The organism is Sphingobium sp. RSMS, assembly GCF_005406185.4.
Taxonomy (GTDB): Bacteria; Pseudomonadota; Alphaproteobacteria; order Sphingomonadales; family Sphingomonadaceae; genus Sphingobium; species Sphingobium fuliginis.
The window spans coordinates 749,157-772,126 of sequence record NZ_CM191257.1; the positions used below are offsets into that span (position 1 = coordinate 749,157).

26 protein-coding genes and 1 tRNA gene are annotated in these 22,970 nt (G+C 66.6%); 11 read left to right on the forward strand and 16 right to left on the reverse strand.

Translation table 11 applies throughout. The features are described from left to right. Window positions 1-9: 9 nt before the first annotated feature. Both otsB and EGM87_RS03455 read right to left on the reverse strand, forming a co-directional pair. Entirely contained in the window at window positions 10-774 is a 765-nt protein-coding gene (gene otsB, locus EGM87_RS03450; RefSeq protein ID WP_137709855.1) for a trehalose-phosphatase, read from the reverse strand. Between the two features lie 70 nt (window positions 775-844). Beyond that, window positions 845-991, reverse strand: a complete 147-nt coding sequence (locus EGM87_RS03455; protein WP_165363363.1) for a hypothetical protein — start codon at window positions 989-991, stop codon at window positions 845-847. Between the two features lie 130 nt (window positions 992-1,121). Between EGM87_RS03455 and EGM87_RS03460 the strand changes: the two genes are divergently transcribed. The 3 genes from EGM87_RS03460 (at window position 1,122) to EGM87_RS03470 (ending at window position 6,582) form a co-directional block, all read left to right on the forward strand. Next, window positions 1,122-2,042, forward strand: a complete 921-nt coding sequence (locus tag EGM87_RS03460; RefSeq protein ID WP_025551056.1) for a LysR substrate-binding domain-containing protein — start codon at window positions 1,122-1,124, stop codon at window positions 2,040-2,042. Between the two features lie 415 nt (window positions 2,043-2,457). Beyond that, window positions 2,458-4,746, forward strand: coding sequence for a DNA topoisomerase IV subunit A (parC, locus tag EGM87_RS03465; RefSeq protein ID WP_171407189.1), 2,289 nt, complete (start codon window positions 2,458-2,460; stop codon window positions 4,744-4,746). A gap of 93 nt (window positions 4,747-4,839) precedes the next feature. Then, the gene (locus tag EGM87_RS03470; RefSeq protein WP_410483107.1) at window positions 4,840-6,582 is read left to right on the forward strand and encodes a putative bifunctional diguanylate cyclase/phosphodiesterase; all 1,743 of its coding nucleotides are present in this window, start codon (window positions 4,840-4,842) and stop codon (window positions 6,580-6,582) included. Here the strand turns inward: EGM87_RS03470 and EGM87_RS03475 are convergent. Genes EGM87_RS03475 through EGM87_RS03490 form a run of 4 tightly spaced genes read right to left on the reverse strand, consistent with a single transcriptional unit; the run spans window position 6,546 to window position 9,476 of the window. Further along, window positions 6,546-7,757 (reverse strand): CCA tRNA nucleotidyltransferase, encoded by a 1,212-nt coding sequence (locus tag EGM87_RS03475; protein WP_137709852.1) that lies wholly within the window; start codon window positions 7,755-7,757, stop codon window positions 6,546-6,548. The genes EGM87_RS03470 and EGM87_RS03475 overlap by 37 nt on opposite strands. Continuing rightward, window positions 7,738-8,349 (reverse strand): CoA pyrophosphatase, encoded by a 612-nt coding sequence (locus EGM87_RS03480; RefSeq protein WP_137709851.1) that lies wholly within the window; start codon window positions 8,347-8,349, stop codon window positions 7,738-7,740. Before EGM87_RS03480 ends, EGM87_RS03475 begins: the two co-directional genes overlap by 20 nt. Further along, window positions 8,346-8,912 (reverse strand): DUF1285 domain-containing protein, encoded by a 567-nt coding sequence (locus EGM87_RS03485; RefSeq protein ID WP_044661985.1) that lies wholly within the window; start codon window positions 8,910-8,912, stop codon window positions 8,346-8,348. Before EGM87_RS03485 ends, EGM87_RS03480 begins: the two co-directional genes overlap by 4 nt. 45 nt (window positions 8,913-8,957) lie before the next feature. Then, window positions 8,958-9,476 carry a GNAT family N-acetyltransferase gene (locus tag EGM87_RS03490; RefSeq protein WP_044661986.1) on the reverse strand — a complete coding sequence of 173 codons (519 nt, stop codon included), beginning with the start codon at window positions 9,474-9,476 and terminating at the stop codon, window positions 8,958-8,960. 127 nt (window positions 9,477-9,603) lie between these two features. Between EGM87_RS03490 and EGM87_RS03495 the strand changes: the two genes are divergently transcribed. Beyond that, on the forward strand, window positions 9,604-9,987 hold the full coding sequence (locus tag EGM87_RS03495) for a dihydroneopterin aldolase (RefSeq protein WP_025551250.1): 384 nt from the start codon (window positions 9,604-9,606) through the stop codon (window positions 9,985-9,987). An 88-nt stretch (window positions 9,988-10,075) separates the two neighbouring features. Here the strand turns inward: EGM87_RS03495 and EGM87_RS03500 are convergent, their stop codons facing one another. Continuing rightward, window positions 10,076-11,020: an isopenicillin N synthase family dioxygenase gene (locus EGM87_RS03500; protein ID WP_048578245.1), complete on the reverse strand. Its 945-nt coding sequence runs from the start codon at window positions 11,018-11,020 to the stop codon at window positions 10,076-10,078. 106 nt (window positions 11,021-11,126) lie between these two features. Here EGM87_RS03500 and EGM87_RS03505 point away from each other — a divergent pair, with 106 nt between their 5' ends. Together EGM87_RS03505 and EGM87_RS03510 are read left to right on the forward strand one after the other, a co-directional pair. Beyond that, entirely contained in the window at window positions 11,127-11,534 is a 408-nt protein-coding gene (locus tag EGM87_RS03505) for an EVE domain-containing protein (protein WP_099185827.1), read from the forward strand. 140 nt (window positions 11,535-11,674) lie between these two features. Then, window positions 11,675-11,953, forward strand: coding sequence for a hypothetical protein (locus EGM87_RS03510; protein WP_025551248.1), 279 nt, complete (start codon window positions 11,675-11,677; stop codon window positions 11,951-11,953). A 68-nt stretch (window positions 11,954-12,021) separates the two neighbouring features. On the opposite strand, the gene EGM87_RS03515 is transcribed toward EGM87_RS03510, so the two are convergent. After that, window positions 12,022-12,324 (reverse strand): glycine zipper 2TM domain-containing protein, encoded by a 303-nt coding sequence (locus EGM87_RS03515; RefSeq protein ID WP_025551246.1) that lies wholly within the window; start codon window positions 12,322-12,324, stop codon window positions 12,022-12,024. Between the two features lie 121 nt (window positions 12,325-12,445). On the opposite strand from EGM87_RS03515, the gene EGM87_RS03520 reads away from it, so the two are divergent. Further along, window positions 12,446-12,886, forward strand: a complete 441-nt coding sequence (locus EGM87_RS03520; protein ID WP_048578243.1) for a cupin domain-containing protein — start codon at window positions 12,446-12,448, stop codon at window positions 12,884-12,886. 518 nt (window positions 12,887-13,404) lie between these two features. Here the strand turns inward: EGM87_RS03520 and EGM87_RS03525 are convergent. The 5 genes from EGM87_RS03525 to EGM87_RS03545 form a co-directional block, all read right to left on the reverse strand. Then, complete coding sequence (locus EGM87_RS03525; protein ID WP_137709850.1) at window positions 13,405-13,797, reverse strand: YkvA family protein; 393 nt, start codon at window positions 13,795-13,797, stop codon at window positions 13,405-13,407. Between the two features lie 122 nt (window positions 13,798-13,919). Further along, a tRNA-Thr gene (locus tag EGM87_RS03530) sits at window positions 13,920-13,994 on the reverse strand. Window positions 13,995-14,025: 31 nt separating this feature from the next. After that, the gene (locus tag EGM87_RS03535; protein WP_137709849.1) at window positions 14,026-14,886 is read right to left on the reverse strand and encodes a hypothetical protein; all 861 of its coding nucleotides are present in this window, start codon (window positions 14,884-14,886) and stop codon (window positions 14,026-14,028) included. Beyond that, window positions 14,883-16,193 (reverse strand): replication-associated recombination protein A, encoded by a 1,311-nt coding sequence (locus EGM87_RS03540; protein WP_137709848.1) that lies wholly within the window; start codon window positions 16,191-16,193, stop codon window positions 14,883-14,885. The genes EGM87_RS03535 and EGM87_RS03540 overlap by 4 nt, the downstream gene beginning before the upstream one ends. Before the next feature lie 28 nt (window positions 16,194-16,221). Beyond that, complete coding sequence (locus EGM87_RS03545) at window positions 16,222-17,400, reverse strand: glycosyltransferase family 4 protein (protein WP_137709847.1); 1,179 nt, start codon at window positions 17,398-17,400, stop codon at window positions 16,222-16,224. A gap of 123 nt (window positions 17,401-17,523) precedes the next feature. Here EGM87_RS03545 and EGM87_RS03550 point away from each other — a divergent pair, with 123 nt between their 5' ends. After that, window positions 17,524-17,742 (forward strand): hypervirulence associated TUDOR domain-containing protein, encoded by a 219-nt coding sequence (locus EGM87_RS03550; RefSeq protein ID WP_025551239.1) that lies wholly within the window; start codon window positions 17,524-17,526, stop codon window positions 17,740-17,742. Window positions 17,743-17,799: 57 nt separating this feature from the next. Next, window positions 17,800-18,450 (forward strand): MOSC domain-containing protein, encoded by a 651-nt coding sequence (locus EGM87_RS03555; RefSeq protein ID WP_137709991.1) that lies wholly within the window; start codon window positions 17,800-17,802, stop codon window positions 18,448-18,450. A 38-nt stretch (window positions 18,451-18,488) separates the two neighbouring features. On the opposite strand, the gene purU is transcribed toward EGM87_RS03555, so the two are convergent. The 3 genes from purU to EGM87_RS03570 all read right to left on the reverse strand — a co-directional run bounded on the left by purU (window position 18,489) and on the right by EGM87_RS03570 (window position 21,521). Next, window positions 18,489-19,328 carry a formyltetrahydrofolate deformylase gene (gene purU / locus EGM87_RS03560; RefSeq protein WP_371873091.1) on the reverse strand — a complete coding sequence of 280 codons (840 nt, stop codon included), beginning with the start codon at window positions 19,326-19,328 and terminating at the stop codon, window positions 18,489-18,491. Window positions 19,329-19,416: 88 nt separating this feature from the next. Next, entirely contained in the window at window positions 19,417-20,445 is a 1,029-nt protein-coding gene (locus EGM87_RS03565) for a 2-oxoadipate dioxygenase/decarboxylase family protein (protein ID WP_137709846.1), read from the reverse strand. Window positions 20,446-20,510: 65 nt separating this feature from the next. After that, entirely contained in the window at window positions 20,511-21,521 is a 1,011-nt protein-coding gene (locus EGM87_RS03570) for an SPOR domain-containing protein (RefSeq protein ID WP_137709845.1), read from the reverse strand. Window positions 21,522-21,687: 166 nt separating this feature from the next. On the opposite strand from EGM87_RS03570, the gene EGM87_RS03575 reads away from it, so the two are divergent. Both EGM87_RS03575 and EGM87_RS03580 read left to right on the forward strand, forming a co-directional pair. After that, window positions 21,688-22,407 carry an AAA family ATPase gene (locus EGM87_RS03575; RefSeq protein ID WP_044661996.1) on the forward strand — a complete coding sequence of 240 codons (720 nt, stop codon included), beginning with the start codon at window positions 21,688-21,690 and terminating at the stop codon, window positions 22,405-22,407. Window positions 22,408-22,422: 15 nt separating this feature from the next. Then, window positions 22,423-22,959 carry a hypothetical protein gene (locus EGM87_RS03580; RefSeq protein WP_044661997.1) on the forward strand — a complete coding sequence of 179 codons (537 nt, stop codon included), beginning with the start codon at window positions 22,423-22,425 and terminating at the stop codon, window positions 22,957-22,959. Window positions 22,960-22,970: the final 11 nt, after the last annotated feature.

The window sequence follows — 22,970 nt, forward strand, 5'->3', positions numbered from 1 at the left end:
ACCATCGGATCAGTCGGTGCCAGCGACCCCCTGGGCAAGATAATGCCTGACGGCGGCAACCTGTTCCAAAGAGAATGCGGCGAGCGTCGCCCTGGGCACGCCGACGAGAATGCCGGAGCCGCCCAGATCGCGTGCGACGGCAAAGCCCTCCTCATCGGTGACGTCGTCCCCGATGAACAGCGGCGTGCCGCCGGCCATGGGTGCGCGGCGCATCAGTGTGCGGACGGCGCTGCCCTTGTCGGCGCCGCCGGGACGCAGTTCGTAGAGCATCTTGCCCGGCTGGAGCGCGAGGTCGAGCCGATCCGCCAGGCTGGCGGCCAGATCGCCTGCTTCCCGGCCCCATTGCGGGGCGCCGCGGAAATGAAGGCCGACGCTGATCGTCTTGCGTTCTACGAGGACGCCGGCCTTTCCGGCCGCGAAGGTCTGGAAGGCGGCCTCCGCCTCATTGATCGCGGGGAGGCGGGCAGGCGCTTCTACGGGGCGGCCAGGTTCCGCCAGTTCCAGCCCATGGGTGCCGGCGAGCAGGAACTGCCCGAAGCCGAAATCGCGCAGCGTCGCGATGGATCGGCCGCTGACGATGGCAAGCCGCCCATCCAGCCGGTCGCGCAGACGGCCGAGCAGGGCGAGCAGATCGTCATCGACCTCCACGCCGTCGGGCGTATCGGCTATCGGGGCCAGCGTTCCGTCGAAGTCGAGGAACAGTGCGGCCCCTGTCAGCAGCCGGGGCGGCGGAGGGGGAAGATCGGGAACAGGGGAAAGGCGGGAATCGGACACGCGCGCAAGTTGGCGTGTGGCGCGGATTGTGCAACCCCCGTCGCACCATGTTCGCGATTTTCGAGGGGCTTCATCGCCGTTCCTCGATCCAGGGGGCAGACCAGGCGATGCGGTGGAGCGCGCAGAAGGCCTGCATGATGGCGGCGATCAGGCCGGGGCGATTCCGGGCGGCTTCGTGGCCGTTGGGGGACAGCCGGGCGTCCTTGGACAAGTGCATGGCAAGGCTCCTTTTCCATGAATGATCCGGAGAATGGATTTCGTTTCGTGGGAATTCCTATCGCTCTTTTCCGGTGGGGCGGCCAACAAAAGGATGGACGCGAATCATAAGGCTGGCTTATCCATGGCGGATGAGCCAGTTGCCGCCCCTATCCGCCGTCCGCGTGTTCGAGGCCGCCGCGCGGCTGGAGAATTTCACGGTTGCGGCGCAGGAGCTGGGGATGACCCAGGCGGCCGTCAGTTATCAGGTGAAATTGCTGGAGGAGCGGCTGGGCATCAGCCTGTTCCAGAGGGCGGGGCGGAAAGTGGCGCTGACCGACAAGGGGCGGGAGATCGCCACGATCCTGTCCCGCGCCTTCGACCAGATGCGGGAAGGGTTCGCCGCGCTGACGCAGGACCATTCGACGATCCTGACGATCAGTTGCACCAACAGTTTCGCGCATCTGTGGCTGGCGCAGCGCATCGGCACGTTCCAGATGCGCCAGCCGGGGCTGGCCGTGCGGATCGACGCGACCGACCGGGTGGTGGACTTCGCCCGCGACGGCGTGGACGTGGCGGTGCGGGGCGGGCGGGGCGATTGGCCGGGGCTGGAGGCGAAGCTGCTGACCCACAACCGGCTGGCGCCGCTGTGCAGCCCGTCATGGCTGGCGGCGAACGGGCCGATAGCCGATGCGCGGGCGCTGCACGCCATGCCGCGCCTGTCGCCGGACGACATGTGGTGGCATGAATGGTTCGCCGCCATGGGGGTGGAAGCGGACGGCAAGGGGCTGCCGCCCGCGATCGCGCTCGATTCCCAGGTGATGGAGGGGCGCGCCGCCATGGCGGGGCAGGGCGTGGCCATCGTCAATCCCTTCCTGTGGAAGACCGAGGTGGAGGCCGGGTTGCTGGTGGAGGCCCTGCCATCCTATGTCCGGGAACGGGCGAGCTATTGGGTGGTCTATCCGCCCCATGCCCGCAACACCGCCAAGGTGAAGGCCTTTCGCGACTGGATCGGCGCGGAGTTCGCGCGGGAGATCGCGGCGGACCCGGAGGCGCGGTTTTTGCCGCGGTGATAGGAGTTGATGTCGCTTGTTCCTGCGGAGGCGGGAAACCAGTTCTGCCCTAGGTCGCGTGGGTGAATTCGGAATGTCGGGAAATGGCCGATTCAAGACCTTCCCCTCCCGTAAACGGGAGGGGTTAGGGGTGGGCGCGAGCTTAGCGAGCTTCTGACTTAGCCGTTGAAAATTCACGCTGATGTCGCGCCAGCCCACCCCCTAGCCCCCTCCCGCCTGCGGGAGGGGGAATGTCCGCTTTCTACCCGGATCGCTCAGTCCGGCGGGTCTTGCATTTGTCCATGCTGCCTGGCGTGAAAGGGCGACGGCTGAACCGGGCTCTCATGAGCCACTTGTCTCCTTCGAGTGCCTTCGCAGGAGCAGGGGGATTAAACCCCGTTTCCGTTTTGTCGCGGCGCTGCTATTCCCCGTTGCGATGACCGAATTTCGCGACCCGTTCGACGCTATCAAGGATCACCCGTTCGACGATGCGCTGTCCCAGCGCTACCTCGTCTATGCGCTCTCCACCATCACGGCGCGGTCGTTGCCGGATTTGCGCGACGGGCTGAAGCCGGTGCACCGGCGGCTGCTCTGGGCGATGCGGCTGCTGCGGATGGAGCCGGGCGGGGCTTCGCCCGACTTGCTGGTCGCCAATCCGGCGCGCAACACCACGCCGTACAAGAAATGCGCCCGCGTCGTCGGCGACGTCATCGGCAAATATCACCCCCATGGCGACGCGTCGGTGTATGACGCCATGGTGCGTCTGGCGCAGGATTTCTCGCTGCGCACGCCGCTGGTCGACGGGCAGGGCAATTTCGGCAATATCGACGGCGATAATGCGGCGGCGATGCGCTATACCGAGGCGCGGCTGACGCAGGCCGCCGCCGACCTGATGGCCGGGCTGGACGAAGGCACCGTCGAATTCCGCCCGACCTATAATGGCGAGGATCAGGAGCCGGAGGTGTTTCCCGGCCTGTTCCCCAATCTGCTGGCCAATGGCGCCACCGGCATCGCGGTCGGCATGGCGACCAGCATCCCGCCGCATAATGTCGCCGAACTGATCGATGCGGCCAGCCTGCTGATCGACAATCCGGACGCCGAGCATGCCGAGCTGATGCGGATCGTGCGCGGCCCGGACTTTCCGACCGGCGGCGTGCTGGTGGACAGCGCTTCCATCATTTCAGAGGCTTATGCGACGGGGCGGGGATCGTTTCGAACCCGCGCCCGCTGGCACAAGGAGGATGGCGGGCGGGGCACATGGGTCGCGGTGGTCACGCAGATCCCCTTCCAGGTGCAGAAGTCCAAGCTGATCGAGCAGATCGCGGCGCTGATCAACGACAGGAAGCTGCCGATCCTGGCCGATGTGCGCGACGAGAGCGACACCGAGATCCGCATCGTCATCGAACCCCGCGCCCGCACCGTCGACCCGGACGTGCTGATGGACAGCCTGTTCCGGCTGACCGATCTGGAAAACCGCTTTCCGCTGAACCTGAACGTGCTGGACGCGACGCGCACGCCAAGGGTGCTGGGGCTGAAGACGGTCCTCGTCGAATGGCTGAAGCACCAGATCGACGTGCTGGTGAAGCGCGCCCAGCACCGGCTGGACAAGATCGCGGCGCGGCTGGAGCTGCTGGACGGCTATATCATCGCCTATCTGAACCTTGACCGGGTGATCGAGATCATCCGGACCGAGGATGAGCCGAAAGAGGTGATGATGGCCGAGTTCGGCCTGAACGACCGGCAGGCCGAGGCGATCCTGAACATGCGGCTGCGGTCCCTGCGCAAGCTGGAGGAGATGGAGCTGCGGCGCGAGCATTCGGAACTGCTGAAGGAACGCGACGAGCTGACAAAGCTGGTGGAAAGCCCGGCGCGGCAGCGGACGCGGCTGAAGAAGGACCTGGCGGACCTTCGCAAGCGCTACTCGTCCGAGAGCGATTTCGGCCGGCGGCGCACGCTGGTCGAGGAGGCGGCGCCGGCGCGGGAAATCCCGCTGGAGGCGATGATCGAGAAGGAGCCGATCACCGTGATCCTGTCCGAGCGCGGATGGATCAGGGCGATGAGCGGGCATCGCGACCTTGCTTCGGCGGACACGCTGAAATTCAAGGAAGGCGACGGTCCGATGATCGCCTTCCACGCGCAGACCACCGACAAGCTGCTGCTGGCGACGGAGACCGGGCGCGTCTTCACGCTGGGCGCGGACAAGCTGCCCGGCGGGCGCGGCTTTGGCGATCCGGTCCGGTCGCTGGTCGACATGGACGGCACCGGCAATATCGTCGCCCTGCTGCCTGCGCGGGTAGGTGGCGAACTGCTGCTTGCATCCTCGGACGGGCGCGGCTTCGTGGCGGCGGTGGCGGATGTGATCGCCGAAACGCGCAAGGGCAAGCAGGTCGTCAATGTGCGGACCGGCGCGAAGCTGAGCGTCGTGCATCCCATCGCGCCGGAGGCGGACAGCGTCGCCGTGATGGGCGAAAACCGCAAGCTGCTGGTCTTCTCGCTCACTGAAATGCCGCGCATGGCGCGCGGTCAGGGCGTGCAGATGCAGCGCTATCGCGACGGCGGGCTGTCCGATGCCATCGCCTTCCGCCTGTCCGACGGGCTGAGCTGGGCCATGGGTGGCGGAACGGGGCGGGTGCGCACGGAAGCCGACATGACGCCATGGCGCGTCGCCAGGGGCGCGGCCGGGCGCATGCCGCCCACGGGCTTCCCGCGCGATAACCGGTTCTGAGAAGCTGATTTTTTCGTTACTATCGCGCTGGAATCGGGAATGTCGTTTCCCGAAAATTTACCCTTTGGGCCTATCGCCGGGCCTATGGAAGCCATGTCGATGCGTGATCGGCCGACCGAAATGCCGGACATCCAGCTCCTTCTGGGGCAGGATGACGCGCATCTTTCCCATCGCGTGGCGATAGCGGACTGGCTGGCTGCGCTGCCTTATCCGGCGGCTGCATTCTCCTTCGAAGACAACAGGTTGTCCATGGTGGCGACCAATGCGCCGTTCGGAAACTGCTTCACCTGCAGCAACCCGGCCGAAGCCGAACGGCCCCATGCGGCCGAATGGCGCAGGCGGATCGTGCAGAGCGTCCTGTCCGGGCGCGATTCGGAAGGTTTCGAACTGCGCCGCGACGGCATGTTGGGGCCCGAATATTTCTACTGCACCGTCGGGCGGCTGCCCGAACCGGATGGCGAACCCAATCTGTTCCTGTTCACCGCACTCGACCGGACGAGCGACCGCACCATCGAGAAGAACCTGCGGCGGGAATTATTGTCCGACGGCCTGACCGCGCTTCCCAACCGCACGGGATTTGGCGAGGAGATCGAGGACCGGCTGACCAACGCGCCCTGGCCGGACAATGCGCAGTTCGGCATCCTCGCCATCGATCTGAGCCGGTTCAGCCGGGTCAATGAATCCCTGGGCCCGATGGCCGGCGACGAGTTGCTGATCACGGTTGCCAAGCGGTTGAAGTCCAGCCTGCGGCAGGGCGATGTGCTGGCGCGCATCGGCGGCAACGACTTTGCGATTTTCGCCAGGCTTAACAATGGTTTGTCGGACGCTCTTCATATTGTTCAGCGCATCCGGGACTCGCTCAGCTATCCGATCAGGCTGAGCGATCTGCAAATCCGGGTCGATTGCGCGATCGGCTGCGCCCTGTCGACCAGCCTGACCGAAGACCCCGAGGATGTGGTGCGCAAGGCGCAGGCCGCGGTGAAGATCGCCAAGCGCAGCGGCAAGGTGGAAATCTACCGCAACGGCGTGCTGAAGGAGGCGCAGCGGCGATTTTCCGTCGAGAGCCGGCTGCGCGATGCGCTGGCCCAGGGGGGGCTGACCCTGGCCTTCCAGCCGCTGATCCACCTGCAGACGGGTGAAATCACCGGCTTCGAGGCGCTGGCGCGGTGGGAGGATGAAGAACTGGGCCATGTGTCGCCCGCCGAGTTCATCGCCGTGGCGGAGGAAAGCGGGCTGATCACGCCGCTGGGCCGCTGGGCGGCCTATGAGGCGGCGCAGGCGCTCAGCCGGTGGGATGCGAAATTCGGCCAGGCGTTGCCGGTGGGCGTCAATGTGAACCTTTCCCCGATCCAGATGGCGCGGGACGATGTCGCATCCATGTTCGAGGAAGCGCTGCGCTATGCGGGCATTTCGGGCAAGCGGCTGACGGCGGAACTGACCGAAAGCGCCATCGTGGCGGACCCCGAAAAGGCGCGGAAGCTGCTGTTCGCGCTCAAGGACCTGCACATGCCGATCGCCATGGACGATTTCGGCACCGGCTATTCCAACCTGGCGAGCCTGCACAGCCTGCCCATCGACATATTGAAGATCGACCGCAGTTTCGTGACATCCATGCTGGAGGACCGGGACAAGGAGATCATGGTGCGCACCATCCTGTCGCTGGCCGAATCGCTGGGGCTGCATGTCACGGCCGAGGGGATCGAGACGCAGCAACTGGCCCATGCGTTGCAGAATCTGGGGTGCTGGCAGGGGCAGGGCTATTATTTCGCGCGGCCGATGGCGGAGGGCGACGCCTATGACTATTGGCGGGCGCGCTGGAATTTCGAAACGGTCTGATCCGCGATTTCCGAGACGCGGGCTGCGTCGGGAAAATCCTCCGCCACCCAGATGTCCTGAACCTCGGCCAGCGCCTTCGCCACGTCCGGGCCGGGCTGAAGGCCCCGCGCGATCAGGGCGCCGCCGCCCAGCGGCAGGCGCGGCGGGGCCCAGTCCGCGAGCATCTTCAGGCCGTCGAGCGGAGCCGAGGGATCGATCAGGATACGGTCGATGGCCCCTTCCACGCCGATCCGGAAGGCGAGGGCGCGGGGGGTCGCGCCGGTGGCGGCGCCTGCCAGCGCGGCGGTCAGGCGCTTGCGGGCCTTGTTGGACAATTTGAGCCGGGCGCCCACCTGATCGGCGGCGCGCGGGTCCGGCGGAAGCAGGGCCGCCAGGCGGCGCAGGGCTGCAGGGGCGGTGCCGGAGGCGGCCTCCCGCTCGATCAGCATGGACAGGCGGGTCAGTCCGTCATGGTCGACCTCCGGCAGGACGGGCAGCAATATGCCGCCGTCGACCATGAGCCGGAGCGAGGCGAGCGGCCCGGGCAGGGCGAGCAGTTTGAGCAGTTCGTCCGCAATGCGTTCGCGCGAAAGGGCCATCAGGCTGTTGGCGGCGTCGCGGCAGGCGGCATAGGCCTCCACATCCGGTTCGTCATGGCCGAAGCGCGCGAGGAAACGGAAATAGCGCAGGATGCGGAGATGATCCTCCGCGATGCGGGCGCTTGCCTCTCCGATGAAGCGGACGCGATGCGCGCGGAGATCGGCGACGCCGCCGAAGAAGTCCGTGATGGTGTGGGTGAGGGGGTCGGCATAGAGCGCGTTGATCGTGAAATCGCGCCGGGCGGCGTCTTCGCGCCAGTCGTCGGTATAGGCGATGGTGGCGCGGCGGCCGTCCGTGCTGACGTCGCGGCGGAGGGTCGTGATCTCCACCGGCCAGCCGTTGATCACCGCCGTGATCGTGCCATGGTCGATGCCGGTGGGCACGGCCTTTATCCCGGCGGCCCTGAGGCGGTCGATGACCGACTGCGGCTCCAGCACGGTGGCGATGTCCAGGTCGTTGACCGGCAGGCCCAGAAGGCCGTCGCGAACGGCGCCGCCGACGAAGCGGGCGAGGCCCTGTTCCGCGCCGAGCGCCCTCAGCAGCGCGTCCAGGCCGGGGCGATGGCGCCAGTCGGCGTCAGGCAGCAGGCTGGTCATGGCCTAGCCTGCGCGACAGATTGGCGAGGATCGCGGCGGTGATGCCCCAGATGCGGCGTCCTTCCCAGAATATTTCGTAATAATGCCTTTCAACACCCTGATAATCTATCGATTTCCTGATCCGGTTGGCAGGATTGAGGGCGAAGGAGAGGGGAAGTTCGAACAGGTCCGCCACCTCCGCTTCGCGGGGGGAGAGGGGAAGGTCGGGCGGGATCACGCCGAGCACGGGGACGATGTCGAAGCCGGTGAAGGTGTGATAGCGGTCCGACGTGCCGATGATGTCGACGAGGCCGGGAGGGAGGCCGATCTCCTCCTGCGCTTCCCGCAGGGCGCCGGCGATTTCGTCGGGGTCGTCGTCGTCGACCCGTCCGCCGGGGAAGGCGACCTGTCCGGCATGCTGGCGCAGTCCTGCGGAGCGCTGGGTCAGGATCAGTCCGGGTTCGGGACGGTCGGTGATCGCGACCAGCACGGCCGCGGGCGAGAGCAGGATGTCGCCGTCGATCCGGGGGTCGCGGGTGTCGGAGGGTATCAGGCCGACCTCCCGCTCATGTCCCTGCCTGAGGGCGGTCCGCAGCCGTTCCGCCAGGGTCATGCCGATCCGTCCAGCGCGAAGAAGGCGCCGTTGCTCCAGAGGCCGATGGGTTGGGCGCCTTCGTCCAGCGCCAGGTTCATCAGTTCATAATAGACGCTGCGGGCGATCAGCGCCTCCAGCCCGCCGCGGACATGGAGATAGGGATGCGGCCCGTCCGGCGTTTCGCGCAGGACAAGGGCATTGTCCGGGCCGGCGGCGACCAGGTCGCCCGTGTTGAGCCGGAAGGCGAGGTTGCGCGCCCGGCCTTCGCCTTCGCTCTTGAGCTCGACGGCGATGAAGGGGGCATCCTCCACCTCGATCGAGAGTTTCTCCACGGGCGTGACCAGGACGTGGCTGCCGTCGGGTTCGCGGCGCAGGATGGTGGAGAAGAGGCGGACCATGGCTTCGCGGCCGATGGGCGAGCCCTGATGGAACCAGGTGCCGTCGCGGGCGATGCGCATGTCGCTGTCGCCGCAATGGTCGGGGTTCCACTTCTCCACGGGCGGAAGGCGCTTTTCCGCCAGCAGGCGCGCGACATCGCTGAGGGACAGGCTGGAAAGATCGGGGGGCGGCTCCATCGGCATGGGGCGGAGATAGGGGCGCTTGGGCGCGAAGGCAAAAGGGAAATTTCAGGCGCGGACGGTGGCGCGCGGACCCAGCATGCCCGTGCCGCCTATCGGCCTACCGTCGACCGACAGCGCCAACAGGCGGCGCGGCTCGAACGGGCCGGGGCAGTCCCAGCCGCCGGTGCCTTCGGCCGAAAAGCCCCAGAAGCGGCCATAATATTCCGGATCGCCGATCATCATCAGCGGATCGCTTCGCCGCGCGCGGGCGGCCGCGACGACCGCGTCCATCAGGGCGCGGCCGTGGCCCGCGCCCTGCACCGCGGGGTCCACCGCGACGGGCCCGACCATGATGAGCGGCGTCCGGCTGCCGTCTTCATGGGCGAGCGCGACGGGCCAGCTTTGCAGGGAGCCGATGAGCCTGCCCTCCCCATCCCGCATGCCGAAGGAGAGTTCGGGCAGCCAGGGCATGCCGTCGCGAATCAGATAGGCGGTGCGACCGTGCCGGTCAGGGCCGAAGGCCGCGTCAAGCAGTTGCTCGATCGCGTTCCGCGACATCATGTTGAGGGGCACTATCACAGACACGTCTTGCCGATCCGTCCTCAATGGCGCATGGACGCGCCGAGAGCGGCGGGCTTTAGCGCGTGGCTCGCAAAATAAAAGTCTAAACTGGGGCCGGCCCGCGGCAGGGACGGCCTGAATGTGGCGAGCTATGAACAGCGGATTTGACGATTTCCTGACGTTGGAGGTGAATAATCTGGACGTGGATGTCCTGACCGGCATCTATTCGGAGGAGACGCACCTGCCGCAACCGCTGCGCATATCGATCAGGGCGCGGCTGAAGATCGCGGATCATTACGATCCCGACACGCCGCTGTCCCGGTCCAAAAATTACATGGACCTGAAACATGCCGCGACCGCGGCCCTGCCGGAAGGACAGCATTTCACGCTGATCGAGGCGGTGGCCGATCATATCATCGAGACGATCTTCCTCCAGGACGACAAGGTGACCCATGTCGAGGTGAAGATCGTGAAGCTCGCCCTCAGCGAGAAGGGCGAGGAGATCGGGATCACCATGGGGCGCGGACGGAGATAAGGCGGTTTCCGGGCGATCGGAACCGATCGCCGGTCAGGACATGGCGGGCGGGCTCCTGCCCCGGGGCAGGAGCCCGTCATTCCCGTCGCTACCCCTTGATCAGGCCGATTTCCCGCAACCGTTCGGTCAGATAGTCGTGCGCGGTTATGGGCGGGTCGCGGCGGGGATGCGCCGCATCGACGCATTGGGGCAGGGCGTCGATCAGGAAGTCCGGCCGCAGGTGCAGGAAGAAGGGCATGGAATAGCGCGAATGGCCGCGCCGTTCCGGCGGCGGGTTGACGACGCGGTGGCTGGTCGAGGGCAGGCGATGGTTGGTCAGCCGCTGGAGCATGTCGCCCACATTGATGGCGAGCGCGCCCGGCGGCGGAACCACGGGCAGCCAGTTGCCGTCCCGGTCCCTGAGTTCCAGCCCGCCTTCCTCGGCGCCCAGCAGCAGGGTGATGAGGTTGATGTCCTCATGCGCGCCGGCGCGGATGCCCGGCGCTTCCGGCGAGACGGGCGGATAATGGAGCAGGCGCAGGATCGAATTGCCGTTTTCGATGGGCTTGTCGAACCAGCGCTCCTCCAGCCCCAGATAAAGGGCGATGGCGGACAGCAGTTCGGCGCCGACGCGGTCGAATTCAGCGTAGAGGCGCGTGAACGTCTCATGGAATTCCGGCAGCTCGTCCGGCCAGACATTGGGCGGCATGCTTTGCGCCAGCGGATCGCCCTCGGGCAGGTCGCGACCGACATGCCAGAATTCCTTGAGGTCGTTCTCGCTCGCGCCCTTGGCGATTTCCACGCCGAAGGCGGTGTAGCCGCGCTGGCCGCCATTATATCGGGCGTCGTAGCGGCGCTTTGCCTCCTCCGGCAGGGCGAAGAAGCGGCGGGCGAGCGCCCAGCCCCGGTCGATCAGCGCCGGGTCCATGCCATGGTCCTTCACCATGGCGAAGCCGAAGCGCTGGAAGGAGCCGCCGAAGGCGGCGGCGAAGTCGGCCCTTTCCATATTGCCCAAGGACAGGACAGGCACTTGTCCCAGCAGGGATTGCGACACGTGATTCTCCGAAATTCAACTGGACCCGCCCTGGCGCGCCGTCCTGGCGCCGCCGGGCCATGCGCGCATCCTTGATCGTCCTTCGCGGCTGATGCAAGGAGAAGCCATGAACTATTGGCTGATGAAATCGGAACCCGACGCCTTTTCCTACGACGATCTGGCCGCAAAGGGGAAGGCGGAGTGGGACGGGGTGCGAAATCATGCAGCGCAAGGCCATATGAAGGCGATGCGCAAGGGCGATCTTTCGATCTTCTACCACAGCAATATCGGGGTCGAGGCGGTCGGCATCATGGAGATCGTCGAGGAAGCCGCGCCCGACAGCACGGACGGTACGGGCAAGTGGGTGGCCGTGCATGTGGCGCCGAAGGAAAAGTTCGCCAAGCCCGTCACGCTGAAGACGATGAAGGCCGATCCGAAGCTGGCCAATATGGTGATGATACGCCAATCGCGCCTTTCCGTGTCCCCGCTGACGGCGGCGGAATTCAAGCATATCCTTGATTTATCAAAGGGTTGAGTTGGCGGTTGCGGGAAATGCAATCGTTTCGCCTTTGTTTGCGATTGTCGTTTTAGCGCGGCGCACCATAAATCGGCATCAACAGAAAAGAATATTCCAGAGGTGTTTGATCGGCATTCACAAGGAGTTTACCCATGCGAATGCTGTCCAAGTTTGTCCTTTCCGCCCTGTTCGCCGCCGGCGCCGCCAACGCTCCCGCCCATGCCGAAGACGCTGCCAAGCAGAAGTTCACGCACGAGGGCTACACCTATGTGTATGACGTCAAGGACACCAAGACCGGCAAGGTGATTTCGGGCCGTCGCTATCCCGACGCCGTCGCCTTCAACCTGTCGGTCAAGAATGGCCGCGTGTCGGGCGTTTCCGGCGGTCAGTCGGTGGCCTTCAAGGTCGATGAGGCGCGCGGCGCGGCTGCCGAATAAGCCTTGAATGTCTTGAAGACATGAAAAAAGGGCGGCTTCCCATCGGAAGCCGCCCTTTTTCGCGCCTGTCAGCGGCAGCGACGCTTGCTGTCGATTTCCTTGCCGAGCAGCGCGCCGCCGGCGGCGCCCAGGATCGTGCCGGTCGCGCGGTCGCCGCGGGTGTCGATGGCGCGGCCGACCAGAGCGCCGCCCACGCCGCCGACGATCAGGCCGGTGGTGCCGTTGGACTTGCGGCAGTACATGCGGCCGTCGCGGCCGCGCCATTCGCGATATTGATAATGGCGGCGGGCGTTGGCGCCATCCGTCGGGATCGCCATCGAAGCGGGAATGGCCAGCGAGACGGCGGCCATGGCCATAAGGGCTTTACGCATTTTTTCTCCTCCAAAAGACGTGCTTTGATCGTTCAACCCGCGCATATTGATGGAGGTTGCATGAACCTGCGACAACGACGCATCATGTTGTTTTTCCGGGCATAAATTTTGAGGCAGGGCGATGGACGGTTGCGATGAAGCGGCAGCGGGGGCTTTGATCCGGCTTCTCGACCTTGCGCCGCATCCGGAGGGGGGATGGTTTCGGGAAAGCTGGCGGGCGGCGGCCGGAGCGGGCGAACGGGCAGGCGGGACCGCGATCTATTTCCTGCTGGAGGCGCATCAGGCTTCGCACTGGCACCGGGTCGACGCCGTCGAGCACTGGTTCTGGCATGCCGGGGCGCCGCTCACCCTGTCGATCGCGGACGAAGGAGGGGCTGCACGGGACATGCTGCTGGGCGGGGACGTGCTGGCGGGGCAGCAGCCGCAAGGGCTGGTCCCGGCCCATCATTGGCAGGCGGCGCGGCCGATGGGCGGATGGACGCTGGTCAGTTGCGTGGTCGTGCCGGGCTTTGAATTTTCCGGCTTCACGCTGGCGCCGCGAGGCTGGTCGCCGGGCGGCTGAACCGTGCGGAAAAATTATCCACACTTATCCACAGCTTTAGCGCGAGGCGGTCTTCAGGGTGCAAGATTCCGCTTTGAGCGACTCGCTTTTGGTGAGAGCATCCTCTTATCGGAAAGACCGGGAGACAGAGCGATCTGGATGCCAAAGTCGATGAGAAATCAGCGACTTGAAGGGATTTTCGAGCGTCGGGAAAGAAGCATGGACCGGAAGGAAAATGCGGAAATCCGATGGTTCTCAATAGACGGTGCCGTGCACGCGCGAAAGTGAACGTCGGGCATCGAATAAAGAGGACAGGCTGCGGGAGAACGGCCGACCGGCCGGGCAAACGGAGCCGACACGATAGCAAAGCCTTTGAGGCGGACCTATCGCACGCCGAGTCCGATGATCGCATCTTGAAAGAGAAGCGGATCGAGAGACGCGACGGAAGTGGGGACCGGCAGAAATGCCGGCCCCCATTTTGTTTTTGGGGCGTCAGGGCGCGCTGCGTCAGATTGCGCAGGTCGCGCTCTGAAACATGATCAGCGGGCGCGATGGGCGATCCAGTGGGCGGCGTACAGTGACAGCGCCAGACCCGAAGCAAGCCAGATCAGGAGGATGACCGCCATTGCCGTGCGGCTTTTGGGACGGTCCGACAGGCGTTGCGCTTCGGTGCGGAACTGCGCCATCAGCGGCGCGGGAATGAGGCGGATCGCCAGGGCGATGCCGAGCGGCAGGATGATGAGATCGTCCAGATAGCCCAGGATCGGGATGAAGTCCGGGATGAGGTCGACCGGGCTGAGCGCGAAGGCGGCGACGGCGGCGGCGACGAGCTTTGCGGCCGGGGGCGTGCGGCTGTCGCGGGCGGCGAGCCACAGGGCCATGATCTCGACCTTCAGCGCGCGGGCCCAGTTTTTCAGGCGTCGATATGCCATCGGGCGAGTATAGGGCAGGTGGCGTGGAATCAGAACCTGTCGGTTCGGGCTGCGCGGAATGTTTCGACAGGGGACTTCGGCTTCGTCCAGCCTCACCCCGGCATGAACGGTTCTGGAAGTCATGGTGCCGGCTGAGGGGATCGAACCCCCGACCTTCGGTTTACAAAACCGCTGCACTACCGCTGTGCTAAGCCGGCCCATCCGTTTCGGACGGGGAGCGCCTTACTATCAGATGATGCCGAACGTCCAGCCCTCTGTTGCGGCGATTTTTTCGTCGAGCGGCGCAGGGTTCCACAGGCTGGGGCGGGGGGCCGCGCGGCGGAGCCAGGCGGCGGTCAGGATCGCGTCGGCGCCATGGTCGTCGGGGGGAAGGCCCATGTGCGGTTGTGATCCGACGGCGAATAGCGCGTCGTTCAGCGCCGGGAGGTCGCGCATCTTGGCCCTGCCCTTGGGGCGTCCGGCGGCGCGCGCGGCGATGCTGGTGTAGATTTCCACGATCAGCGAGCCGATCCTGGGCGGCGGGTCGAAGGGCCAGACGGGGACGTGCGGATGGACGTGGTGGAGCAGGCGCATCCCTGAAAAACTGGCCTTGGCGACCTGCGCCGCGCCGATGGCGTCATAGACGGTGGAGGACTTACTGCCGCCTTGCGCGTTGTAATGCGCCTCGCAGGCGCGGTTGTGCATATAGTCCGCCTTGATGCCGTCGGCCTTGCCGAAATAGAAATGCCGCCGGTGGGTGCGTTCGAGCAGGCTGGCGGCGCCCAGATCCTCGTCCGCGCAAATGCCGTCGACATAGGCCCAGAAGGCCGGGCCGGTGGCGGGCACGTCGTCGCCGGGCAGATAGCTTCGGCGCGCGACATAGGGCGGGGCGAAGCTGAAATCGAAGCCGAACAGGGTCGGGGCTTTGGCCGCGGTGCGGACAAGCCAGTCCGCGACGGCGCGGCGCGACCAGAGGCCGCCGCCGTCCGGATGCTGGAGCCGGGGCGCCGCATCGCCGGCTTCGCACAGGGCGACGGCTATGCCCTTGTGGCGCGATCCCTTTGCGCCGGACCAGTCGATGACCGCATAGCGGGCGAAGCGGGGGGTCATTTCGGGCGGCGTTCGGCCCTCAGGCGGTCCCAATAGGCCATGCGTTCGGCAATGCGGGCTTCGAAGCCGCGTTCGGTGGGGGCGTAGAAGCTTTGGGGCTGCATTTCCTCGGGCCAGTAATTGTCGCCGGAAAAGCCGTCCTGCGCGTCATGGTCGTACTGATAGCCCTTGCCATAGCCGATGGTCTTCATGAGCTTGGTCGGGGCGTTCAGGATGTTCTGCGGCGGCATGAGCGAGCCGGTCTCGCGGGCGGACCTCCAGGCGGATTTCATGGCGCTGTAGGCGGCGTTGGACTTGGGCGCGGTGGCGCAATAGAGGCAGGCCTGGACGATGGCGAGTTCGCCTTCGGGGGAGCCGAGAAAGTCGTAGCTGTCCTTGGCGGCGAGGCACTGGACGACCGCCTGCGGGTCGGCAAGGCCGATGTCCTCCACGGCGAAGCGGACGAGGCGGCGCAGCACGTAGAGCGGCTCCTCGCCCGCGGTCAGCATGCGGGCGAGATAATAGAGCGCGGCCTGCGGGTCGGAACCGCGCAGGCTTTTGTGGAGCGCGGAGATGAGGTTGTAATGACCCTCCCGGTCCTTGTCATAAACCGCGACGCGGCGGTGGAGCAGGGCGGAAAGGCCCGCCGGATCGAGCGGCTGCGGGACGTCGATGGAATAGAGGGTCTCCACCTGGTTCAGCAGGAAGCGTCCGTCGCCGTCGGCGCTGGCGAGCAGGGCTTCGCGGGCGTCGTCGTCGAGCGGCAGGGGGCGTTCCATCAGCGATTCGGCGCGTTCCAGCAGCTGTTCGAGGGCGGTTGCGTCGAGGCGGCGCAGGATCAGCACCTGCGCGCGGGAGAGGAGCGCGGCGTTGAGTTCGAAGCTGGGATTTTCGGTGGTCGCGCCGACCAGGGTGACGGTGCCATCCTCCACGAAGGGGAGGAAGCTGTCCTGCTGCGCGCGGTTGAAGCGGTGGATCTCATCCACGAAGAGCAGTGTCTTTTCGCCCCGCCGGGCATGGTCCCTTGCGGCGGCAAAGACCTTCTTGAGGTCGGCGACGCCGGAGAAGACGGCGGAGATCGGTTCGAAACGCATGCCCACGGCATCCGCCAGCAGGCGGGAGATGGTGGTCTTGCCCGTGCCCGGCGGGCCCCAGAGGATGATCGAGGAGAGCCGGCCGGCGGCGACCATGCGGCCGATCGCGCCATCCGGTCCGGTCAGATGATCCTGCCCGACGACGTCCGCCAGCGCGCGGGGGCGCAGCTTGTCGGCCAGCGGCGCTTCGGCTGGGACAGGGGGGAGATCGTCGGGGGCGAAAAGATCGGCCATCGCCTGTGATATAGGAAGGCTTTTGCGTTCAGGGAACAGGGCTCGACCGGACCAGCGCGCCATGTTCGCGCTGGCGGATGATGCGGATATAGGTGTCGACCAGCGCCTGGTTCACCTGATCCCAGCCATAATGTTCCGCCTGCCCCATGGCGGCCGCGCCGGCGGCGGAGCGGGTGGCGGGATCGGTGCAATAGACGGTCAGCGCGTCGGCAAAGGCGGTGATCGCGCCGGGGCGGATCAGGCGGCCGGTGACGCCGTCGGTGACAAGGCTCTCGCTGCCGGTGGCGCGGGCGGCGACGGTGGGCAGGCCGCAGGCCATCGCCTCCAGCGTGACGTTGCCGAAGGTTTCCGTGACGCTGGGGTTGAACAGCATGTCCATGCCCGCGACGGCGCGGCCGAGGTCGGCGCCCTTCTGGAATCCGGTGAAGACGGCGTTGGGCAGGCGGTTCGCGAACCATTCCCGCGCCGGCCCCTCGCCGACGATCAGCACCTTGTGCCGCACATTCTTCGCCGCCAGATGATCGATCGTGTCGGAAAAGACGTCGAGGCCCTTTTCCATCACCAGGCGGCCGATGAAGCCGATCACCGGTTCGTCGTCCGCGATGCCGAGCGACCGGCGCCACGCCATGTCGCGGCGGCCGGGATGGAAGATGTCCCGGTCTATGCCGCGGGTCCAGATGCCGACATCATAGCTCATTCGCTGTTCGCGCAGGAGCTGCGCCATCGATTCGGACGGGGCGACGATGGCGTCGCAGCGGCGGTAGAAGCGGCGGAGCAGCGATTCGATCACCGGCTCCAGAAAGGCGAGGCCGTAATAGCGCGGATAGGTTTCGAAGCGCGTGTGGACGGAGGCGACCGCCGGCAGCCCGTGGCGGCGCGCCCAGGCCACGGCGCGATGGCCGAGCGGATCGGGGCTGGACACATGGACGAGGTTCGGGCGGAAGGCCTTCAGGTCGCGGCGGACGGCGCCCGACATGCGGTAGGGAATCCGATATTCGCGGCGGCCGGGCACGGGCACCGACGGCGCGCTGACCAGATCGCCCGCCGGATCGAAGGCCGGGCTGTCCGTGGTGGGCGAATAGACGCGCACCGCCGCGCCCTGCCGCAGCAGATAGGCGACGAAGCGGTTGAGCGCCTGGTTCGCGCCATCGCGCACATAATTGTAATTGCCGCTGAAGAGCGCGACGCGAAGCCCCGTGACATCCATCCGCCGCCCTTAACGCAGGCAGGCGCAAAACCCAAGGGAACCAGGACGGCATTCGGGATTTTTGCCTTGCGGCAGCAATGATGGCCGGCCGGCGCGGTTGTTCCCCGAAGGAGAGAATGCTTGATGACCGGAAGCTTTCGCAAAGGAGCGAGGGTCAAGTGGAATTGGGGGCAGGGCGTCGGCCGCGGGAGAGTGGCTGAGCGGTTCGAGCAACAGGTCGAGCGCCGGATCGAGGGCGCCGTCATCAGGCGGAACGGTTCCCGCCGCAATCCCGCCTATCTGGTGACCACCGACAGCGGTTGCGAAGTGCTGAAGCTGGGTTCGGAGCTGTCCCCCGCCTGAGTCCTTTTCTTGCCGAGCGGCCTTTTCCCGGTCATGGCTTCCATGGCAAGGGAGGGCATGACCCTTTGTTCCATGACCGTCGACGCGCTGCTGACCGGGATGCCCGCGCCCTTTCGCGACGGCGACTATAGCGCGATCGCGAAGAAGCCGGTGACGGGCGCGGTGCGGATCGGCTGGCTGGGCCTTGAAGGCGACGGGGTGGCGGACAAGGTGCATCATGGCGGGTGGGACAAGGCCATCCACCTCTATCCGCAGGACCATTATGGCTGGTGGCGCGAGCGCAAGCCCGGTCATCCCTTGCTGGAGGGGCCGGGCGCCTTTGGCGAGAATATCGCGTCGCGCGGGATGACCGAGGAGGATATCTGCCTTGGCGACCGCTTTGCGCTGGGCAGCGCGGTGGTCGAGGTGAGCCATGGACGGCAGCCCTGCTGGAAGCTCGACCATCGTTTCGGCGCGCGCGACGTGATGGCGGCCATCGTGAAGACGGCGCGATGCGGCATCTATTTTCGGGTCTTGCGGGAGGGGGAGGCGGAGGCCGGCACGCAGATGGAATTGCTGGAGCGGCCATGGCCCGAGTGGCCGGTCGCGCGGCTGTTCCGGCTGCTGATCGGGGGAGGGCACAAGGGCGAGCCGGACGCCGTGAGGGCGCTGGCGGACATGCCGGTGCTGGCCGAGGCGTGGCGGGACAGGGCGCGCAAGCTGGCCTGAAGGCCGGCGGGGTCGCGCTTGCCCCGATTAGCGCCCGATTAGCGGAAAACCACCGTTTTGCCGCCATTTTGCAGGACCCGGCGGTCGGCCAGCCATGTGACGGCGCGGGCGAGCACCTGCGCTTCGATGTCGCGTCCGATGCGGATCATGTCCTCCGCCGTGGCGCGATGGTCCACGCGCTCCACCGCCTGTTCGATGATCGGCCCTTCGTCGAGATCGGCGGTCACGAAATGCGCCGTGGCGCCGATCAGCTTCACGCCCCGCTCATGCGCGCGGTGATAGGGGCGCGCGCCCTTGAATCCGGGAAGGAAGCTGTGGTGGATGTTGACGCAGCGGCCGGCGAGTTTCTCCACCAGTTCCTCCGAGAGCACCTGCATGTAGCGGGCGAGGATCAGATATTCCGAGCGTGTCCGTTCGAACAGGCCGAGCAGCGCTTCCTCCTGCGCGGCCTTGTCGCCATTGGGCGGAAGCTCATGATAGGGGATGCCGTGCCATTCGGTGATCCGGCGCATGTCGGGATGGTTGGACACCACGCCCATGATGTCGACCGCCAGCGTGCCCGTCTGCCAGCGGTGCAGCAGGTCCGCCAGGCAGTGCGACCCCTTGGACACCGCGATCAGCATGCGCGGCTTTTCATCGGCGGCGGTCAACCGCCAGTCCATGGCGAAGCGGGCGCCGACATCGCCGAATTCGCCGCGCAGCCTGCCGGTGTCGCCCATGCGGCCGTCCGTCGCCTCGAACGCGACGCGCATGAAGAAGCGGCCTGCTTCCCGGTCGGCATATTGCTGGCTGTCGGTGATGAAGCCGCCGCGTTCCGCCAGGAACTGGCTGACGGCGGCGACGATGCCGACGCGGTCGGCGCAGGCCAGGGTCAGCACCCAGGATGGGACAACCGGATCAGTCAACGCGCATCTCCCCGCAAAAATCGGGAACCCGTTGCCTCAAGCCCGCGCGCCGATCAACCCGTTATGCGCGTCCTTCGCCCTGGGTGCTGGTCATCGCGAAGATGCCGGTCGCATTGCCGGTGTCGAAGGCCAGGTCCAGCCTGCCGGTTGCGGGATCGATGTCCCGGCTGATAAATTCGTAGAAGGAGCCCGGAACCCGGCGCAGTTCGTTGCCGGCGAAGAGCCGTTCCACCGTGTCGGCGCGCAGGGCGGTTTGCCGCACCCGCCCGGTGCGGGAGATTTCCAGCCGATCCTTGATCGGCCAGTCCTCCGCCTTCAGCCGTTCCGCCAGCGCGGCGACGTCCGCCACCCGGTCGGTGGCGTGGTTGAAGGCGTTTCCTTCCGTCGCGATCCAGCCCGCCTCATGGGATCGGGAGAGCAGCAGTTCATAATCCTCGACGCTCGGCGGCTGATGCTGCCGGTCGAAGGCGGCGACGATCACCGGCAGGGCGGCGGCCGCCTCCGCCAGCGTGACGGGCTGGCCGTCCGCGAATTTCCCGAGCACGGCCTGCGCCTCCCCCGTCAGCGGATCGCGGGATGTGCCGAACACCCGCGCCGCCGTTTCGGCGAATTCCGGGTCGAAGCGGTCGGCATGCAGTTCCGACAGGAAGAATTGGGGAATCGCTTCGGGCAGGTCGGCATGGCGATAGGCGCGGCCCGTCATCCGCAGCCGGTCGAGCGGATAGACCGCCGCCATCTCATAGCCCAGCGGCAGCAATATGCGGGTGAAGGCCTCCTCCCCGGGGGGCAAGCGTCCGGTCGCGCCTTCGGCCAGCCTCATGGTGCGCAGCGCGCCATGGTCGAACAGCACCTTGCCCCCATGCGCCAGCCGGTCCGCGACATAGGCCGCTCCGCTCGGCACCCGCCGCAGCAGGTCGTGGAACAGCGCCACGTTCATCGCCATGGCGAAGGCGGCGCGGGAGACATGGGGGCCGCCCTGTTCCGTCAGGCGGCGGTCCAGATCGAGCGCCGCCAGCGCTGCACCCGCTGCTTCCGGGCCAAGAAGCCCCTCCACCAGCGCATGGATCACCGATTGATTTTCGATCGACATGGGACGCTCCGTGCTGAGATCCCATTATCGCACGGTTGAAATAAAATTCCAAGCTTTGGCAAGATTTACATCTTCTTCGGCATGCACTCCGCGCCGGCCGCCCTGATCGCGCCGCACAGCCGGGTCGCGTCCGCGCCGCTCGCCAGGGGACCGGCCTGAAGCCGGGTCACGCCGCCGCTGGTCGATATATAGGGCTGGTAGCCGGACAGGCCGCCGACCTTGGCGCTGAGCTGGGTCCAGAGCGTCCGGGCCCGCGCCTCCGCGCTGAAGGCGCCGATCTGCACGCGCCAGCCGCCGGCGGCCGGCTTGGGGAGGGCCGGCTTGGGGAGGGCGGGCTTCGGGGCGGCGGGTCCGGCCTCCGGGGGTTTAGCGGCGGCTGTCCTTGCGGGCGCGGGTTTGGCCGCGGGTTCAGGCGCCTTGGGCCTGGGGGTGGAGGGCGGCAACTGCGCCGTCCGCACCGGGGCGGGAGCCTCCCGCACCACGGGGGCGGGCAGGCGAGGATCTTCCTCCTGCCGGCCGATCGAGCGGGCCATGGCGATGGCGTCGTTGCGCTGATCCTGCGGAATATATTTGTCCATCTGGCGGAGGCTGGCCGTCGCCTGCGCCAGTCCGGACTGCGACGCCCGCGTCATCAGCGCATAGGCGCGCACCCAGTTCTTGGCGGTCAGGTCTCCGTTGAACAGGGCGGTGCCGACGATATATTGCGCACGCGGCTCACCCCGTTCGGCGGCGCGTTGCAGATAGGGAAAGGCGCCGGCGCGGTCGCCCTGCTGGAACATCAGGAGGCCCAGATTGTCCTCGGCCCGGGCATGGCCCTGCTTCGCGGCCTTGCGATACCAGTCGATGGCGAGGGCGGGATCGGCCTTCACGCCGCGGCCCAGCTTATAGGCCTGTCCCATGTTGAACTGGGCATCGGGATCGCCGGACTGCGCCAGCGGCTGCCACACCGCCACCGCCCTGGCATAATCGCCCTGTTGCCAGGCATCGACCCCGGCCTTCACATCGGCCGATGCGGCCTGCGTCAGGCCCAACATTGCTCCAGCGGCCAGCACGCCCCAGATACGCTTCATGCTCATGCTCCCAAGGGTTCCTGCCTGATCCTATGCCGTCACAAGGTTAATAGCGACTTAGCATTGAGAACATCGCCTTTTTAACGGGCGTCAGGCTTCCGCGCGGATTAACCAATTCTTAGGCGGGCCTGTGGCACTGCTTCCCTCCATTGGATTTTCTGGGGGAAATTGCGTGCGCATATTGGCATTGGCATCGCAAAAGGGGGGATCTGGCAAGACCACCCTGTCGGGGCATCTGGCCGTCCAGGCGCAGATGGCGGGCGCCGGTCCGGTCGTGCTGATCGACATCGACCCGCAGGGATCGCTGGCCGACTGGTGGAACGAGCGCGAGGCCGAATATCCCGCCTTCGCCCAGACCACGGTCGCCCGTCTGGCCGCCGATCTTGAGATACTTCGCCAGCAGGGCTTCAAGCTGGCCGTCATCGACACGCCGCCCGCCATCACCATGGCGATCCAGAGCGTCATTTCCGTGGCCGAGCTGATCGTCGTTCCGACCCGTCCCAGCCCGCACGACCTGCGCGCCGTGGGCGCCACGGTGGACCTGTGCGAGCGCGCGGGCAAGCCGCTGATCTTCGTCGTCAACGCCGCCACGCCCAAGGCGCGCATCACATCCGAAGCGGCGGTCGCCCTGTCGCAGCACGGCACGGTCGCGCCGGTCACGCTGCACCACCGCACGGATTTCGCGGCGTCGATGATCGACGGCCGCACGGTGATGGAGGTCGACCCCAATGGCCGATCCGCTGGGGAGGTCACGCAGCTCTGGACCTATGTGTCCGACCGGCTGGAGAAGAATTTCCGCCGCACCGTCTTTTCCGTGCCGCACAATGCCGTCGGCACGGCGGGCACGGTTCGTCCGGCAAGCGGCGGCTTCGGCCGCCGGGTCACGCAATAAGGGAAGGGGAGCATCATGGTCGAACCGAAACCTCTCGCTTCGCTGACGTCCGGCCTGCTGGCGCGCAAGGGCGCCGCATCGCCCGCCATGCGCCGTCCCGTCTTCGGCCTGACCGCCGGAGCCACGGCGCTGCAGGAGGATCTGGGCTGGAACGACATGGGATTTGACGTGACGCAGCCGGAACCGGCGCCGTCCGAGGCCCGCTCCGTCGCCGGGCTGACCCCCATGACCGCGGTTCCCGCCGTGGCGCCGGTGCCCGCCGTCGTCACCGAACGCGAGGAACTGGCCGAGCGCATCGCCGAAACGGCCGTGCCGGCAAAGGTCGGGAAGGCCGGGAAGAAGGCCCGCGCCTCCGCCGTGGCGAAGGGGCGCAAGGCCGCCTTCACCCTGCGGCTGGATGCCGACCGTCATCTGAAGCTGCGCCTTGCCAGCGCCATCGTCGGCCGCTCCGCGCAGCAGATGGTGACCGAGGCGCTGGACGCCTATCTTGGCAGCCTGCCGGAAGTCGACCGGCTGGCCCAGCAACTGCCGCGCGCCCGCGGCGACAATTGAAGGTTGGGAAA

Bases quoted from the DNA above. Each gene is read 5' to 3' on its own strand.
- EGM87_RS03505 (WP_099185827.1), top strand. From the start codon at position 11,127: ATGAACTATTGGCTGATGAAATCGGAACCCGACGCCTTTTCCTACGAC.
- EGM87_RS03565 (WP_137709846.1), bottom strand. From the start codon at position 20,445: ATGTCGATCGAAAATCAATCGGTGATCCATGCGCTGGTGGAGGGGCTT.
- EGM87_RS03495 (WP_025551250.1), top strand. From the start codon at position 9,604: ATGAACAGCGGATTTGACGATTTCCTGACGTTGGAGGTGAATAATCTG.
- parC (WP_171407189.1), top strand. From the start codon at position 2,458: ATGACCGAATTTCGCGACCCGTTCGACGCTATCAAGGATCACCCGTTC.
- EGM87_RS03510 (WP_025551248.1), top strand. From the start codon at position 11,675: ATGCTGTCCAAGTTTGTCCTTTCCGCCCTGTTCGCCGCCGGCGCCGCC.
- EGM87_RS03485 (WP_044661985.1), bottom strand. From the start codon at position 8,912: ATGCCGATGGAGCCGCCCCCCGATCTTTCCAGCCTGTCCCTCAGCGAT.
- EGM87_RS03455 (WP_165363363.1), bottom strand. From the start codon at position 991: ATGCACTTGTCCAAGGACGCCCGGCTGTCCCCCAACGGCCACGAAGCC.
- EGM87_RS03545 (WP_137709847.1), bottom strand. From the start codon at position 17,400: ATGGATGTCACGGGGCTTCGCGTCGCGCTCTTCAGCGGCAATTACAAT.
- EGM87_RS03535 (WP_137709849.1), bottom strand. From the start codon at position 14,886: ATGACCCCCCGCTTCGCCCGCTATGCGGTCATCGACTGGTCCGGCGCA.
- EGM87_RS03580 (WP_044661997.1), top strand. From the start codon at position 22,423: ATGGTCGAACCGAAACCTCTCGCTTCGCTGACGTCCGGCCTGCTGGCG.
- EGM87_RS03520 (WP_048578243.1), top strand. From the start codon at position 12,446: ATGGACGGTTGCGATGAAGCGGCAGCGGGGGCTTTGATCCGGCTTCTC.
- EGM87_RS03515 (WP_025551246.1), bottom strand. From the start codon at position 12,324: ATGCGTAAAGCCCTTATGGCCATGGCCGCCGTCTCGCTGGCCATTCCC.
- EGM87_RS03475 (WP_137709852.1), bottom strand. From the start codon at position 7,757: ATGACCAGCCTGCTGCCTGACGCCGACTGGCGCCATCGCCCCGGCCTG.
- EGM87_RS03460 (WP_025551056.1), top strand. From the start codon at position 1,122: ATGAGCCAGTTGCCGCCCCTATCCGCCGTCCGCGTGTTCGAGGCCGCC.
- EGM87_RS03470 (WP_410483107.1), top strand. From the start codon at position 4,840: ATGTCGATGCGTGATCGGCCGACCGAAATGCCGGACATCCAGCTCCTT.
- EGM87_RS03570 (WP_137709845.1), bottom strand. From the start codon at position 21,521: ATGAGCATGAAGCGTATCTGGGGCGTGCTGGCCGCTGGAGCAATGTTG.
- EGM87_RS03555 (WP_137709991.1), top strand. From the start codon at position 17,800: ATGACCCTTTGTTCCATGACCGTCGACGCGCTGCTGACCGGGATGCCC.
- EGM87_RS03480 (WP_137709851.1), bottom strand. From the start codon at position 8,349: ATGACCCTGGCGGAACGGCTGCGGACCGCCCTCAGGCAGGGACATGAG.
- EGM87_RS03540 (WP_137709848.1), bottom strand. From the start codon at position 16,193: ATGGCCGATCTTTTCGCCCCCGACGATCTCCCCCCTGTCCCAGCCGAA.
- EGM87_RS03525 (WP_137709850.1), bottom strand. From the start codon at position 13,797: ATGGCATATCGACGCCTGAAAAACTGGGCCCGCGCGCTGAAGGTCGAG.
- EGM87_RS03550 (WP_025551239.1), top strand. From the start codon at position 17,524: ATGACCGGAAGCTTTCGCAAAGGAGCGAGGGTCAAGTGGAATTGGGGG.